Source organism: Kastovskya adunca (assembly GCF_059505785.1).
In genome coordinates, this window is sequence record NZ_JCACLG010000044.1 from 1 (window position 1) to 15,858 (window position 15,858).

The following is a 15,858-nucleotide window of genomic DNA, read 5'->3' on the forward strand; positions in this document are numbered from 1 at the left end:
GGGGGTGCAGGGGAGATGAGGCGATGAGGCGATGAGGCGATGAGGCGATGAGGAAAACTGATAACCTCCTTCATACTTCACCCTTCACCCTTCACCCTTCACCCTTCACCCTTCACCCTTCACCCTTCACCCTTCATACTTCATACTTCATACTTCATCCTTCATACTTCATACTTCATACTTCATACTTCATACTTCATCCTTTCTCCCCGACTCAGAACTCAGGACTCACCGACTCCCTGTAGTTGGCTGTTATTTGCTTTAATCTGCGTGATGTCTTCGACTACACAGGTAACCAATGGGGATTTATTCTCACTGCTCTGGATCAGTGAGCAGGTAATTCGCAACCAAAGAATTTGACCCTCTTTGTGGATAAAGCGTTCTTCTATCTGGTAGGAGGAACGTTGTCCTGATAAGACTTGCTGAAGCAGGGTTTCTTGAGGGCTAGGCTTTTTGGGATTGATCAGTTTAGCAAAGGGATTCTGCTGTAGCTTTCTGGGGCTAAAGCCCAGCATTTCTTGCAACAAGCAATTGCTTTCTACTGCGTAACCTTGGCGATTGAGAATTGCCATGCCAACGACGTTGTTTTCAAAGATGGAACGACATTTGATCTGCTGGTGTCGTAGGGCTTCTAAGGTATGCTGACGGTCGGAGATGTCTTGCAGTTGCCAACGCAGGCGAGTGATTTTTCCCTGCTTGTCTAGGACGGGGATGACTGTCGCTACAGTCAAACAGGTGACACCTCGCCGCCGCTGGAGGTTAATTTTCCAGTTTTTTACGGCTTGAGCGTCTTGGAGTTGGGTTAGCTGAGTGTAAAAGCGATCGCGATCGCCAGGCATGATAAAAATCGCTAGGGACTTGCCGATTAAACGCTTCTGAGAGGTGTTTAGCAACTCGGCAGCACTGAGATTGGCTTCTAGTACCACGGCTTCTAGAGTGGTTTCAATATAGCCGATGGGAGAAGCCTCAAGCATTTCTTGATAGCGTTGACGCTCTATTAAGAGCATTTGACGGGTGGCTTCTAGTTCTGCCAACGCATCGGAAAGGGCTGTTAGACTTTTTAGCAGTACGGCTTGGGGCTGTTCGGGAAGTTGATTAATTTGCTGTAACAACTTTTCTGGAATTTGTTGCAGTTTCCCTGTTCCTTTTTCCAGTACTTTTAGTTGGTGTAAGGTAACGTGTTGAGCGAATAATTGTTCTGTCATGGTAATAGTGAATACTCCTACCAATTAGTGGCGCAGCATCTGCAGGTGAAGTGACCTTTATTCTTGGGTAAAAATTTCTTGAATTTCCCAGGGATATCTTGGTCGGTCTAAATATGGAAACTAAGGAATTTCCATAAATCAAAATTGCACCGACTTGATTATCATTTGTGGAAAACTAACTCACAATAGTGACAAGTATTCCAAAACTTTGTGAATTTCTCGTGACAAATAAATTTAAATTACGATTATTTAACAATGCTCGTGATCATCCACACATTTATAGCTTCGATAGGAAGCCACCTAAGCCATAGTGGGGTTGAAAATGAAAGCTTTGGTCAGCATGATTCCGCTGCTATCAGAATACACTAGACTCGCCCCAAAAAAAACCTTTAGCGAGGATTCCTTGCCTCTTATAGGCATTATCATCTCAAGATTCAAAAATCTACTTTAAGAGGGATGATAGATAAAGAATTGCTGTGAACACCGCTAATTTCAAGACCTGTCAGGATTTATACAACTTAAATATTTCTGAGCCGCTGAGGTACAGCTGTCTAAAAATTATCTTTATTTAATGTTTAGGAGAATAGCTATCTGCTATTTCAGGAGAACCTAGCAGCAGTTTCCCTTCAAGTTATCAGTAATCAATGCCAAGAAAGATGAAATTATGACTGCCAAAAAAGAAATTAGTAGTATTTCTAATTCGCGCATCTATCCGACGTTTGAAATTGTGGCGATCGCGGCTTCAGCGGGGGGACTCAAAGCCTTACAAAAGGTTTTGTCAGTGTTACCAGCAGACTTTCCGGTGGCGATCGCCATCGTGCAACATCTATCACCTCAGTACCGCAGCCTGATGGCGGAAATTCTCAACCGCTGTACAGGTTTAGCCGTCAAGCAGGCGGCTGTTGGCGATCGCCTCAGTGCAGGAAACGTTTATATCGCCCCACCCAATCATCACCTACGAGTCAACCCTGACGGCTCTCTATCCCTTTCCCAAGCCGAGCGGGAGCATTTTGTACGCCCAGCAGCTGAGGTATTATTTCAGACTGTAGCGGAAAGTTATGGGGAACGGGCGATCGCGGTTGTCTTAACTGGAGGAGATAGTGATGGGGAGCAGGGAGTGCAGACAATAAAAGAAAAGGGCGGGCTAGTCATTGCTCAAGATCAAGAAACCTCGCAAGTTTTTGGTATGCCCTCAGCCGCGATCAATACAGGTTGTGTCGATTGGATCTTACCCATCAATGAGATTCCTCAGGCTCTGATGGAATTAGTCTTCCAGGGAAAGTTGAGTATTATCGGAACTAATAAGTAATGAGCGAGCCAGTAAACGACCCTGTATTTGAGGCACTCTTACAGTACCTAAAACGCAGCCGTGGATTTGACTTTACAGGCTACAAGCGTCCGAGCCTGATGCGTCTAATGAAAAAAAGGATGCAGCAGTCTGGGGTGCAAAGCTACGGGGATTATTTAGATTATCTGCAAGTCTATCCGATGGAGCTAAATCAGCTATTTGATTCGCTCTTGCTGAATGTTACGGCTTTTTTTCGAGACAAAGAGCCTTGGGACTACCTACAGGAAGTAGTTCTCCCGCGCCTGTTAGAAATACAGACAGGTAGCCAACCGTTACGGTTTTGGTGTGCGGCTTGTGCTTCTGGGGAAGAGCCGTACAGCTTGGCGATCGTACTGGCAGAATTACTGGGAACGGAGGAGTTTCGCCAGCGGGTAAAAATCTACGCCACCGATCTTGACGAAGACGCCTTGACTACAGGTCGCCAAGCTAGTTATACAGTCAAACAACTGTCCAATGTTTCTGAAAACCTGCGAGAAAAATATTTTGAACAGACGGGGATAGACTACATCGTCTGCAAAGAATTACGGCGCAGTGTGATTTTTGGTCGTCACGATCTTGTGCAAGATGCACCTATTTCTCGCTTGGATTTGCTGGTGTGTCGTAATATCTTGATGTATTTCAACCCCGAAACTCAATCCCGTATTCTTGCCCGCTTCCACTTTGCCTTAAATAACCCTGGCTTTTTGTTTGTCGGTAAGGCAGAGATGCTGCTGACTCACGCCCATCTCTTTACACCGAAAAACCTTAAATACCGCATCTTTGCCAAGGTGCAAAAAACTAGTTTGCGCGATCGCCTACTGATTATGTCAGAATCCGGCAATACAGAAGCCAGCCATCAACTTGTGAACAATCTCAATTTGCGCGATGAGGCTTTTGAAGTTTTAGCACATCCCCAAATTGTTCTAGATGCGGACAATCATCTAGTGATGGCAAACCGCAAAGCCAGAATTTGGTTTGGTCTCAGCACTCAAGATATTGGTCGCCCCTTGAAGGATTTGCAACTATCTTACCGTCCGACAGAGTTGCGAGCGCCCATTGAGCAAGCTAGCAACGAACGGCGTGTAATACAGATTCAGGAAGTGGAATATTCTCAGGCAAATAATCTCCTCTATCTGGACATTGAGATTACCCCCTTGCTAGATGGAGATAGCGATGTTTTGGGCACAACAGTTGTCTTCAACGATGGGTCGCAATACAAATACCTACAGCGAGAGCTAGAGCGTTCGACAGAGGAACTGGAAACTGCCTATGAAGAGCTGCAAAGCACGAACGAAGAATTAGAGACCACAAACGAAGAACTGCAAAGTACCAACGAGGAGTTAGAAACTACTAACGAAGAATTGCAAAGCACGAACGAAGAACTGGAGACAATGAATGAGGAACTCCAGTCTTCCAACGAAGAACTGCAAACGACGAATGAGGAAAACCGCAACCGGACTAAGGAACTGAACCGCATCAATGCCTTTATGGAGGCAATCCTCACAAGCTTGCGACTAGGAATGATCGTTCTAGACGAGCGATTGAGCGTCCAACTCTGGAATAGCAGCGCTGAAAAGTTGTGGGGGCTGCGCTCTGACGAGGCTGAAGGACGTTTCTTCTTTGATTTAGATATTGGGTTACCCCTAGAGCAACTACGGGAAAAAATTCGTACTTGTCAACTAGGAAAGGCAACAGAAGCGGTGGTAGTCGAGGCAATTAACCGTCGTGGTAAGACAATTCATTGTCGAGTCATCTGCACAACATTGATGGTCAACAATCAAGCCCAAGGAGTCATCCTGTTGATGGAAGAAAGAAGCGAGTAAGGATGGCAGGATGAAGGCTTATGGCATAGCCATTGATATCAGTGGAATTAGTTGTGTCAAGGTGAAATTTTTGAGTGATGTCTGAACCACAACAGCAGCATACAAAGCTATCAGAAGAACACGCAAGGACAGCATGTAGGCACGGGAAGGAGATCCAAGAACAGGGAAATTCTTTCCCAGATCCTGAAGTTGGAAAGGAAATCAGCCATTTAGGGGAGCTAGTTCAGGAGCATGGGGAAAAGTCTCTGGCTCATGCCCAGATAGCCCAAGAGTATGCAAAATCACCGGAGTACTCCACTGAGGCAGCCGAAGAACATATTAAGGCAGCCGCAGAACATATTAAAGCAAACGCCGCCCATATTGAGGCAACAGCCAAGCAACTAGAAAAAGCCCAGGAATTTCTTCAAGAATCCCAGAGATCCCTTAAGCAGAGTAAAAAGCGATCGCCTATCTCTGAGCAGGAGTAGGGAGCATCCTGGCAAGAGATATCTCTACACCACCCCTTGTTGAGAGTTGCAGGCAAAGACTGTAGGGGTGAGGTATAAAAAATACCACCCAATTAAGTAGGCACAACTAATTAACCGCTACAGATTGATCCCTACATAAATGGTAGTTCTGTAATTAAGATGGGCATTCTTAAATTAATACAGCGATGGCTTCGAGATAGAAATCACGAGGCGTGTAATGTTAGCAACTGGTAAACCTGTGGATGTGGATGAACTTGAGCAGCAGATAAAATCTTCCCAGCGGCGCTTAGACGAAATGCTACAAGGGGCGGAGCATTTGCCGCCATGTCAGCGCCAGTCCCTCATGAAAACGCTGCTAGAACTGACGCAGACAATCCAGAAAATGCAATCGACCAGCGAGGAACTGCGGTCTAATCAGGAATTGCAGACAACTCGCTTGGTTGTAGAAGCAGAGCGATCGCACTATCAAGAGCTGTTTACCTTTGCCCCCGACGCTTATCTGGTAACGGACACCAAAGCCCTGATTCTGGAAGCTAACCCAGCCGCCACAGAGCTATTACAAACCAAGCAGGAGTTTTTAATTGGCAAACCCTTGAGCCTGTACGTAATTGAGTCAGCGCGTCAAGATTTTCGTCAACGAGTGCTGGCGCTGCAAGGGGGAGAAAAAGTCAGTGCTTGGGAAATTCTACTGCGGCGTCAACCGGGACAGTTGGTACCCGTGGAAGTTACTGTCGCCCTCATCCAAGACTTTGATCGGCAGGTAAATCGTTTATGTTGGCGGCTTCAAGACATTACAGAACGCCAACGCTATACAGAATTAGAAAGCGATCGCTATTGCCTAGAGCATCAGCTCACTGAACAAACAGCCGTGATGATTGCCGCTAACCAATGGGTTCGCCAGGAGAGCGCAGAACGCCAACAAGCTGAAGCCGCACTCCAGCAGCACCTACAAAAAGAGCGCTTAGTCCGCGACATCCAAGGGCGAATTCGTGCTTCTCTGAATTTGGTAGAGGTGCTGAACACAACCGTGGTGGAAACTCGGCAATTTTTGCAAGCTGACCGGGTAGCGGTCTATCAAATTGAGTCTGATAGTTCGGGAATGGTGGTGGCGGAGTCGGTGGCTAAGGAATGGAGCGCGATCGCTGGTTCCAGGGTTGATGCGGCTTGGTTTAAAGAATCCATCGCCCTCTACCGGGAAGGCAACCCTAGTGCCATTGATGATATGACGCAGCTCAGTTTTCCTGAAGAAGTTGTGGAGTTTTTGCAGCAACAGCAAATTCAAGCGGGTTTAGCCGTACCCATTGCCTACAAGGGTCATTTTTGGGGAGTATTGATTGCTCATCAATGTTCAGCACCACGCCATTGGCAATCCGCTGAACTAGATTTACTGATGCAGTTAGCCGATCAAGTGGCGATCGCGATTCATCAGTCGGAATTGCATCAAAAATTAACCCAGGTTAATGCCGATCTCGAACGCCAAGTAGAAGAACGCACCGCCGAACTCCGACGCGCCCTAGAAGCAGAAGCGATACTGAAACGCATTACCGATAAAGTGCGGGACAGCCTGGATGAAAACCAAAGTCTGCAAACCGCTGTGCAGGAACTGACCCAGGGACTGAAAATCTACGGCTGCGATACGACGTTGTATGACCTAGAGCAACAAGTTGCCACTATTGCGTTTAAAACCACATCTTCAGGCTCGACTCCTCAAGGCGACATAACTATTTCTATGTCAGACTACCCAGAGGAATTTGACCAACTCCTGCAAGGTCAGCATTTCCAGTTTTGCAAGTTACTACCGGATAGCTGGGGTTCTGTCGCCATCTTCGCTTGCCCGATTTTTGACAATCAGGGTGTATTAGGCGATCTGTGGTTATTCAAGCAAAAAAGAGCCGCCTTCCAAGATTGGGAAATCCGCCTGGTGCTGCAAGTGGCAAATCAATTGGCGATCGCCATTCGCCAATCACGACTCTATCAATCGGCTCAAGCCCAAGTTGAGGAGCAACGAAAACTCAATCATCTTAAAGATGACTTTTTGAGTAGCGTTTCCCACGAACTGCGGACACCGATTACCACAATGAAAATGGCGCTCCAGATGTTAGCGATCGCCCTCAATCGTCATCATTCTCTATTTACTGAATTATCAAAACCCCCTAGCGACCAAAATAAGGTAGCCCGTTATTTTCAAATCCTGCATACCGAGTGTGAACGGGAAATAAGTTTAATAGATGACTTATTAGATTTGCAGCACCTAGAAGCGGGTGTTTACCCCTTGCGCTACACGACTATTCAAATTTCAGACTGGCTTACCCAAATAACCGAAATCTTTGAAGAACGCACTCAGAAACGCCAGCAACACTTACAAGTAAATATTCCCGATCAACTACCTAACTTATTTTGTGATTCTGTTAGCTTAGGACGAGTATTTACCGAATTACTCAACAACGCTTGTAAATACACACCCTCTACAGGAATTATTACCATTACTGCCGAAGCACAAGCAGAAACAATACAATTTAACGTTACTAATTCCGGTGTTGAAATCGCCAGTAACGAGCTACCTTTAATCTTTAATAAATTCTATCGAGTTCCCAATGTTGACCCCTGGAAACAAGGCGGGACAGGACTAGGACTTGCCCTCGTCAAAAGACTCGTCACCCACCTAGAAGGCACAATTGAAGTCGAAAGCGTCTCTAACCAAACCTGCTTTACGGTGACGTTACCGCTCCACCGCCCCACTCCCAGCGCTTAGAGGCTGTCTCTAAAGAATTGCAAATCCCTGGAGATCCCCCTAAATCCCCCTTCAAAAGGGGGACTTCCAAGAGATTTCGTTCCCCCGTGATATCAAAAGCAAAGCTTCCTCTGGCTTCCCCCCTTTTTAAGGGGGGCTAGGGGGGATCTATCCCATCCTTAGGCAACCTAGCCAGTTAAGATTACTTTAGAAACAGTCTCTTAAGGATAAACCGCGTCAACCATTAGATAAAGGTTTTAGCTCTGACTACAAGCCTTCAAAATCAGACCCCAGCCCTGACAACGAACCTATTAAAAAAATCCTACATTGTGTGGCAATGTAGGATTTATTCTCTGCTAATTACTTAATCAAGGATTGAGTAATTTAAAAAGATTATTTTCTCAAAATCACCCAAAGAGCATGAGCGATGCCAGGAATATAACCTAAAAAGGTTAAGAGAAGATTGATCCAAAAATCTGTACCTATTCCCACTTGCAGAAAAACACCCAGTGGCGGAATAAAAATTGCTATTAAAATTCTAAAGATATCCATGAGCAGTTTCCTTTAACGTTAGATTATTTGTAGCCATTCTGCGGTATTTATGCATCTATCTGGAGTCATAAATGCAAATATTAACCACCGCTAATTTTGGCTTTATAACCAAGAGCAGTCAAATTTTCTAGCAATTTTTGTGTATGATCGCCTTGAATTTCCAAAGTATTTTCTTTAAGCGTACCTCCACTACCGCACTGCGCTTTCAGCTTCTTAAGCAATTCGGCTAAGGTTTCCGGCTTGAGCTGAAAGCCACTAATAACCGTGACCGTTTTGCCTTTGCGTCCTTTCCGAGATGCCTGGATTTTCAGGTTTTGTTGATGGGGAGGAAGTTCCTGAACGCCGCGTTCAGTAGCGCCTGGGTTGCTGCTGCCAAATTCTTGATAGGCAACGCGATCGCTTTTAGAGTTGTTTGATTGGCGTTTGGACATAACAGATGAAGTGTGAAGGATGAAGGATGAAGGGTGAAGTGTGAAGGATGAAGTGTGAAGGGTGAAGTGTGAAGGATGAAGTGTGAAGGGTGAAGGATGAAATTAACAATCCCTTGTTTAATTTTTCTCTCTATCCCTACATCTTTCCCTACTGTATCCCCTGCAAGAATAGAGAGATGTTAGCTCACCCCAAAATTCTTATAAAATTGGTTCAGTTATCCCTTCTAAATTTATCCCGTGACCACGACTCCTCTATCTCCCAATCAAGCGACTGATAACGCCCCCGTACAGCAACCCGATGGACTCGGTCGGTTTGGACGCTTTGGCGGCAAGTATGTGCCGGAAACGTTGATGCCTGCTTTGAGCGAGCTAGAGGCGGCATTTCAAAAATACTGCAATGACTCTGAGTTCCAAGCTGAGTTGCAAGGTTTGCTGCGGGACTATGTAGGACGCCCTAGCCCTCTCTACTTTGCTGAACGCCTCACCTCCCACTACGCCAAGCCTGATGGTAGTGGGGCGCAGATTTACCTAAAGCGTGAAGACTTGAACCATACAGGCGCTCACAAAATTAATAATGCTTTGGCTCAGGTGCTGCTAGCCAAGCGCATGGGCAAAAAGCGGATCATTGCTGAGACAGGTGCAGGTCAGCATGGTGTGGCAACAGCAACCGTATGTGCCAGATTTGGGCTGGAATGCGTTGTTTATATGGGCGTTCAGGATATGGAACGCCAAGCCCTGAATGTGTTTCGGATGCGGTTGATGGGGGCAAAGGTGTCACCTGTTACCGCCGGAACTGGGACGCTGAAGGATGCCACCTCGGAAGCAATTCGGGATTGGGTGACGAATGTTGAAACTACTCACTATATCCTGGGGTCTGTGGCTGGCCCTCATCCTTACCCGATGATGGTGCGGGACTTCCATGCCGTGATTGGTCAAGAAACTCGCGCTCAAGCGCAGGAAAAGTGGGGCGGCTTGCCGGATATTCTCCTCGCTTGTGTGGGCGGTGGCTCCAATGCGATCGGGCTGTTCTACGAATTTGTTAAGGAGCCAACGGTACGGTTGATTGGCATTGAAGCGGCTGGGGAGGGCGTGGACTCTGAAAAACACGCCGCAACGCTAACTCTGGGTCGTCCGGGTGTCCTGCATGGGGCGATGAGCTACTTGCTACAAGATGAGGATGGGCAAGTTATGGAAGCCCACTCTATCAGTGCGGGACTTGACTATCCTGGTGTCGGCCCAGAACATAGCTATTTAAAAGATAGCGGTCGGGCGGAATACTACAGCATCAGTGACCAAAAAGCCCTGGATGCCTTTAAGCTGCTTTCTCTGCAAGAAGGGATTATTCCGGCGTTGGAAACAGCTCACGCGATCGCTTACTTGGAAACTCTGTGTCCGCAACTCACTGGTAGCCCTCGCATCGTCATCAATTGCTCAGGACGCGGTGACAAGGATGTGCACACGGTGGCAAAATTTCTCGATGTAGAAAGTTAATCTCTTCAACTGTGTAAAGTCTGTCCGCAGCTCTATTGGCTGGGGATAAGAAACGAAGTCCGCCTGTGCGGGCTTTTTTTGTCTCGTATAGCGGCGACTTTAGCGATCAAGGCTAGGGCAGGTTTTCAAACTCCCCCGTTAAATTTAGATCCCCCCTAGCCCCCCTTAAAAAGGGGGGAACAGAAATCTTAATCCTCCTTGTTAAGGGGGGAACAGAAATTTTAGTCCCCTTAAAAAGGCGAGAACAGAAATCTTAGTCCCCTTTATTAAGGCGGGAACAAAAATCTTAGTCCCCCTTAATAAGGGGGATTTAGGGGGATCTCCAAGTTTAAAAACACGCCCTAATGGGAACCGAGACTCTTGGCTAACGTCTTTTCAAGGATTGACTGTTGCGCGCGATCGCCATCTAGTCAAACGGTGCACTACCAGCAAATCCTAGACGTATGAACTAACATGCACAAACAATTAACAAAGCTTGTTCTCGGAATCCTCATGATTGCTGGTGGAGTCACAGGTTACGAAACACTCTCCAGTGTTAACAAAGACGTTACCCGCCCCTTATCTGCTAACGCCGCTCCTGTGACGAAAGCCACAACTTCTACTTCGCCCAGTGCGATTGAACAATCGGTTCACGCCCAGATTAATCAATACCGTCAGTCTCGCAACTTACCACCTCTGAGCTTAAATTCCACCATCAGCCAGCAAGCTAGAGCACATAGCCAGAATATGGCAGCAGGTCGTACAGCATTTAGTCACGATGGTTTTAACCAACGGGTAGCCGTAATCGGTCAAACGAGTCCTTATCGCAGTGCTGCCGAGAACATTGCCTACAACCAAGGTTACAGCGCTCCCGGAAAACAGGCAGTAGAGGGGTGGCTAAAAAGCACAGGACATCGTAAAAATATTGAAGGTCAGTTTGACTCGGCTGGCATTGGCGTTGCCCAAAATGCTAAGGGTGAGTATTACTTTACCCAGATCTTTATTAAGCGTCGGTAAGTATTAATGCAAGTGGAAAACTTTCAAGTTTGCGATCGCGACCTCTCGGATCAGCTTCTCTCTGTGTACCTGAGCGCAGAAGCCATTGCCGTAGATACAGAAACTATGGGGCTTTTGCCTCTACGCGATCGCTTGTGCTTAGTGCAGATCTGTAACCCTGAAGGATACGTGAGTGTCGTTCGCATTGCCAAAGGACAAACCGACGCTCCCAACCTCAAACGACTCATGGAAGCAACCAACGTCTTGAAAGTTTTCCACTTTGCCCGCTTTGATGTTGCCCAATTGCGCCACCACCTGAGCATCTTTGTCACCCCCATCTTCTGCACCAAAATTGGCAGCAAACTCGCCCGAACCTACACCAATCGCCACGGACTTAAGGATTTGGTGCAAGAACTTGAGCAAGTAGAACTCAACAAACAAGCCCAAAGTTCCGACTGGGGAAACGCCGCCAATCTCTCCGAGGAACAACTCAGTTATGCTGCCAACGATGTTCGCTACTTACTCAGCGCCCAGCAGAAACTAACCGCCATGCTAAAGCGCGAAGAACGCTTTCAACTCGCCCAGCAGTGCTTTGATGCTTTACCCGTGATGGTTTCTCTAGATCTGCTGCAATACAAAGATATTTTTGAACACTAAGAACTCCAACTGAACCCAACTCTGGCAGCCTACTTGGAGCGCCATCCTTAAGGTTTAAAATTCCGGCGAGGAATAAGGACAGTAAACGTTAAGTCGTCAGAGTCGCTGGCGGAATTGACTCAACCGGATAGCCCACTGCCTTCCACGCTGCATGTCCACCTCGAAGTTCCGAGATGTGAATATATCCCGCTTCCCGCAATTGGGCAGCAGCGATAGAGGTTTCCTCATCAGTTTCGCCGTACACATAAATATCCCGCGCCAAGTCGAGACTATTTAAAACTCGACTAATTAATTCGCTCATTGGTAGGGAAATTGCCCCCAAAATGTGGCTGATATTAAACTCATCGCGATCGCGTACATCCACAATCGTGAGGGCAGGTTCACCCCAATCTAAACGCGCTTTCAGGTCATATACGCGAGACTGGTTCTGTAGAGGCGGTGGCGTCGGAATCAAATCAGATAAGTCAATCATGTGTCGGAAGAATCCTTACCATGTACGGTACAGTTCTTTGCAATGTAACAATAAAATTTAAAATCTTCAAATTTTATGTAGAAATCTTGACCAAGTGTCTCTAATAAGCAGTGGTAACTACTAACTGATGAGATTTAAATCTATAGGTCAATATCTCAAAAAAACTTACCTCTACCCGATAGCAGAGAAATAACCATTCTAAAGACATAAGTAATAATACTGCTACCCTAAAAAGAAGACAGGGGAGCAGGAGAGAAACAATAATCTCTTTTACCGTTATGATATTCGGCTGCAACTGTACCCTAATAAATACAACTAAGCAGAATGTCACAGGCGTTAGCAACTATGAAGTTTTCATTGGCTTCAACCCGCGCCAGAATTGTATTATTCTTTGGTGCCTTTTTATTAGCACTATTTAGCGGGCTTTTTGTTCAGACACCCCCTAGTCTTAGCCAGTCGCCACCTTCCATCAATTCAAAACCGATTGAGCTTACCCAAGGATGGCAGTACCGCTGGGGCGAATCTCCTGTTGATATTGAAGGGGTGCCAACTTGGATTCAGGAAGACACCTTAGACTCTCAATGGCAAAGCTTTAAAGTTCCGGGGAAACTCTCCGTTCCGCCCGGAGAAAAGTTTATTTGGCTACGCGTTCCCTTACCAGACGGACTATGGCCCTACCCTAGTTTGTATATTCGAGGTATTCCTTACCTACTCAATACCTATCTCGATAGTCAACTCATCTATATTTTTTACGATTTAGAGCCTTCTGGGGCGGCAGAAATTAGAGATGAAAAATGGCCAATTGTTCCGTTGGAACCAGGTTTTGAAGGGAAAACTCTATTTTTCAAAGCTTATGCTGCCAATGATCCCACTTTGGCAATTGGCTTATTCAATCAAGTAACGATTGGCGCTCAACCTGACTTAATTAAAAACTTAATTATTAAAGATATCGATCGAGTTATTTTCGGATTTTTCTTTGTCTTCATCGGGTTATTTCCAATTTTAGTTTCCTTAAGAGGAAAACTTCAAAAACTATATTTATCCTTCGCTTTTTTGGCAATAGTTGTCGGGGTCTATACAATCGCCCGGACAGAAATTATCCCTTTAACTTTTAACAAATTTTTATTTTGGAAATATATTGAATATGCTTCATTTTATTTAATCCCTGCCGGAGTTTGCGCCTTCTTTGAGCAGATTTTTGGCAGAGGGTACAAATCGATTGTCTATCGCTTACTACAAATACATCTAGGTTTTGCCCTGATGGCTTTTCTTTTGGCAGGCACCCGTATTGTCCCCTGGAATTACACAATCTATCCCAATCACATCCTAACGATAGTGAGTGCAACGACTTTAATTGTTCTTGCTATTGGCAAATCTTTTAAAGGAGACATAGAAGCGAAACTATTTACACTAGGATTTGCTGCTTTCTGCCTCTCTGCCATTCACGATATCTTAGCCTATGTTTTTTATATTTTCCCTTGGCATGTAGAACTTTATTACTGGGGAATGTTCGTTTTTGTAGGATTTTTGGGGATTATTCTGGAGCGTCGCTTTACAGAGGCGCGTAAACGTCTACATGCTTACGCCGCAGAGATGGAAGAAAAGAATGCCGCTTTACAGCAAATAGATAAACTCAAAGATGAGTTTTTAGCTAATACTTCCCACGAACTGCGAACACCTTTAAATGGAATTGTCGGTATTGCCGAATCGGTGATTGATGGCGCTACGGGAAAACTCCCCAAGGCAACGGTTCTTAATCTTTCAATGATTGTCTCTAGCGGCAGAAGATTAACTCAGCTCGTCAATGATTTATTAGATTTTTCTCAACTTAATCACAAAAATATTGAATTACAAACCAAACCCATAGGGATGCGAGAAATTACTGATGTGGTCTTGATTCTCTCTATTCCCCTGATCGGCAAAAAATCTTTGCAAGTCATTAATAACATCGCTCCTGATATTCCTGCTGTGAATGCTGATGAGAATCGGGTACAGCAGATTTTGCACAACCTGGTTAGTAATGCTATTAAATTTACAGAAAGTGGCACGATTGAAGTCTCTGCTCAAGTTATCAATGACTATCTAGAAGTTGCCGTCAGCGATACAGGTATTGGCATCTCAGAGGATAAACTGACTTGCATTTTTGAGTCATTTGAACAAGCCGATGGCTCAATTGCCAGAGAATATGGTGGTGCGGGTTTAGGATTATCAATTACTAGGCAACTCGTACAACTGCATGGCGGTACGATTCGAGTTAACTCAACTATTGGTAAAGGTTCTCAGTTTATTTTTACCTTACCTATTTATCAAGGAGAAGCCTCTCCAACATTTAATCTGAAGCAGCTTTTGCCTCAAGCTTCAAAGCTAAAAGATTTGATGGAAACCTTCATCAATCCTGACGATAATAATCAGGAGCAGTTAGACTTGCCGACGCCAACTCAGGGAGAATTTAAAATACTGATTGTTGATGATGAGCCAGTAAATTTGCAAGTCTTATTCAACCATCTATCGCTGCAAAAGTATGCCATCACTCAAGCGACTAATGGCGTGGAAGCGATCGATATTATTGATAAAGGTTTTCAGCCAGACTTGGTTTTACTGGATGTAATGATGCCGAAAATGACAGGTTATGAGGTTTGTCGAATTATTCGTCAACATTTTCCTGCCCATGAACTGCCGATTGTGCTACTAACGGCAAAAGACCAGGTTTCGGATTTAGTAGAAGGATTTGGTGCCGGGGCAAATGATTATCTCACTAAACCGTTTTCAAAAAGTGAACTTTTCGCCCGCATCAAAACTCATATTCGGCTTTCTAAAATACATCTAGCCTCTAGCCGCTTCGTTCCCTATGAGTTTTTGAGGTTTTTGGGGAAAGAAAGTATTGTGGATGTTCAGTTAGGTGATCAAATTCAAAAAGAGATGTCGATTCTCTTTTCTGATATTCGGACATTTACAACGCTTTCGGAAAGCATGTCGCCCAAGGAGAATTTTGACTTTCTGAATGCCTACTTGAAACGGGTAGGCCCGGTGATTCGCAACCACAATGGTTTTATTGATAAATATATTGGGGATGCAATTATGGCGATTTTTCCCAATACAGCAGATGAGGCGTTGCAAGCGGCAATTGAGATGCAAAAACAGGTGACGCTGTTTAATGTTGAGCGGATGGATGATGGCAACCCAGCGATCGCGATCGGCATTGGGCTGCATACTGGGACTCTCATGCTAGGAACAATCGGCGAAGAACAGCGGATGGAAAGTACCGTGATTGCTGATGCGGTAAACCTCGCTTCTCGCCTGGAAGATTTAACGAAAGTCTATGGTGCAGGAATTGTAATTAGCGAACAAACTCTATCTCAGCTAGCCGACTCTCACCAATATAACTACCGATTCTTGGGACGAGTTCGGGTGAAAGGGAAAACCACTGCCGTGTCTGTATTTGAAGTGTACGATGGTGACTCAGATGAGGTGCAACGCCTCAAAAACCAAACCCATTTTGAGTTTGAACAAGGCGTGAGTCTCTATCATCAAAAAAAGTTTGTGCAAGCGCAGGAAATATTTCAGCAGCTTCTGCTCAAAAATGAGCAAGATAGAGCGGCAAGGCTATACATTGAATATTGCAAAAAATCCCAGACTACTAGGATTTCAGAAGTTGGGCAGGAATTTGAACCCTTAGGCTGGCAGGAGTCTTGATTAAGGCAATTTGCTTTTGTAACTCCAATTTCCT

General features: G+C 45.4%; 12 protein-coding genes. 8 read left to right on the forward strand and 4 right to left on the reverse strand.

Going from position 1 to position 15,858, the window contains the following annotated elements; all coding sequences use genetic code 11:
• Positions 1 to 221 precede the first annotated feature (221 nt).
• Positions 222 to 1,205, reverse strand: coding sequence for a PAS domain-containing protein (locus AC5JR3_RS16645; protein WP_495847669.1), 984 nt, complete (start codon positions 1,203 to 1,205; stop codon positions 222 to 224).
• Between the two features lie 664 nt (positions 1,206 to 1,869).
• On the opposite strand from AC5JR3_RS16645, the gene AC5JR3_RS16650 reads away from it, so the two are divergent.
• From AC5JR3_RS16650 to AC5JR3_RS16665, 4 genes are all read left to right on the forward strand, one after another.
• Positions 1,870 to 2,514 (forward strand): chemotaxis protein CheB, encoded by a 645-nt coding sequence (locus AC5JR3_RS16650; RefSeq protein WP_495847670.1) that lies wholly within the window; start codon positions 1,870 to 1,872, stop codon positions 2,512 to 2,514.
• Complete coding sequence (locus tag AC5JR3_RS16655) at positions 2,514 to 4,355, forward strand: CheR family methyltransferase (protein ID WP_495847671.1); 1,842 nt, start codon at positions 2,514 to 2,516, stop codon at positions 4,353 to 4,355. The genes AC5JR3_RS16650 and AC5JR3_RS16655 overlap by 1 nt, the downstream gene beginning before the upstream one ends.
• Positions 4,356 to 4,432: 77 nt before the next feature.
• Positions 4,433 to 4,822 carry a hypothetical protein gene (locus AC5JR3_RS16660; RefSeq protein ID WP_495847672.1) on the forward strand — a complete coding sequence of 130 codons (390 nt, stop codon included), beginning with the start codon at positions 4,433 to 4,435 and terminating at the stop codon, positions 4,820 to 4,822.
• A 217-nt stretch (positions 4,823 to 5,039) separates the two neighbouring features.
• Entirely contained in the window at positions 5,040 to 7,574 is a 2,535-nt protein-coding gene (locus tag AC5JR3_RS16665; RefSeq protein WP_495847673.1) for a sensor histidine kinase, read from the forward strand.
• A gap of 372 nt (positions 7,575 to 7,946) precedes the next feature.
• Here AC5JR3_RS16665 and AC5JR3_RS16670 read toward each other — a convergent pair whose 3' ends face one another.
• Together AC5JR3_RS16670 and AC5JR3_RS16675 are read right to left on the reverse strand one after the other, a co-directional pair.
• Complete coding sequence (locus tag AC5JR3_RS16670; RefSeq protein ID WP_495847674.1) at positions 7,947 to 8,105, reverse strand: YqaE/Pmp3 family membrane protein; 159 nt, start codon at positions 8,103 to 8,105, stop codon at positions 7,947 to 7,949.
• A gap of 80 nt (positions 8,106 to 8,185) precedes the next feature.
• Complete coding sequence (locus tag AC5JR3_RS16675) at positions 8,186 to 8,536, reverse strand: translation initiation factor (protein WP_495847675.1); 351 nt, start codon at positions 8,534 to 8,536, stop codon at positions 8,186 to 8,188.
• Positions 8,537 to 8,773: 237 nt separating this feature from the next.
• Between AC5JR3_RS16675 and trpB the strand changes: the two genes are divergently transcribed.
• The 3 genes from trpB (at position 8,774) to AC5JR3_RS16690 (ending at position 11,659) form a co-directional block, all read left to right on the forward strand.
• Positions 8,774 to 10,027, forward strand: a complete 1,254-nt coding sequence (gene trpB / locus AC5JR3_RS16680) for a tryptophan synthase subunit beta (RefSeq protein WP_495847676.1) — start codon at positions 8,774 to 8,776, stop codon at positions 10,025 to 10,027.
• A gap of 453 nt (positions 10,028 to 10,480) precedes the next feature.
• Positions 10,481 to 11,023 carry a CAP domain-containing protein gene (locus tag AC5JR3_RS16685; protein ID WP_495847677.1) on the forward strand — a complete coding sequence of 181 codons (543 nt, stop codon included), beginning with the start codon at positions 10,481 to 10,483 and terminating at the stop codon, positions 11,021 to 11,023.
• A gap of 6 nt (positions 11,024 to 11,029) precedes the next feature.
• The gene (locus AC5JR3_RS16690; RefSeq protein WP_495847678.1) at positions 11,030 to 11,659 is read left to right on the forward strand and encodes a ribonuclease D; all 630 of its coding nucleotides are present in this window, start codon (positions 11,030 to 11,032) and stop codon (positions 11,657 to 11,659) included.
• An 88-nt stretch (positions 11,660 to 11,747) separates the two neighbouring features.
• On the opposite strand, the gene AC5JR3_RS16695 is transcribed toward AC5JR3_RS16690, so the two are convergent.
• A complete protein-coding gene (locus tag AC5JR3_RS16695) occupies positions 11,748 to 12,131 on the reverse strand; it encodes a rhodanese-like domain-containing protein (protein WP_495847679.1) in 384 nt (127 codons plus the stop codon).
• 345 nt (positions 12,132 to 12,476) lie between these two features.
• On the opposite strand from AC5JR3_RS16695, the gene AC5JR3_RS16700 reads away from it, so the two are divergent.
• Positions 12,477 to 15,824 carry an ATP-binding protein gene (locus AC5JR3_RS16700; protein WP_495847680.1) on the forward strand — a complete coding sequence of 1,116 codons (3,348 nt, stop codon included), beginning with the start codon at positions 12,477 to 12,479 and terminating at the stop codon, positions 15,822 to 15,824.
• The last annotated feature ends 34 nt before the right edge of the window (positions 15,825 to 15,858 follow it).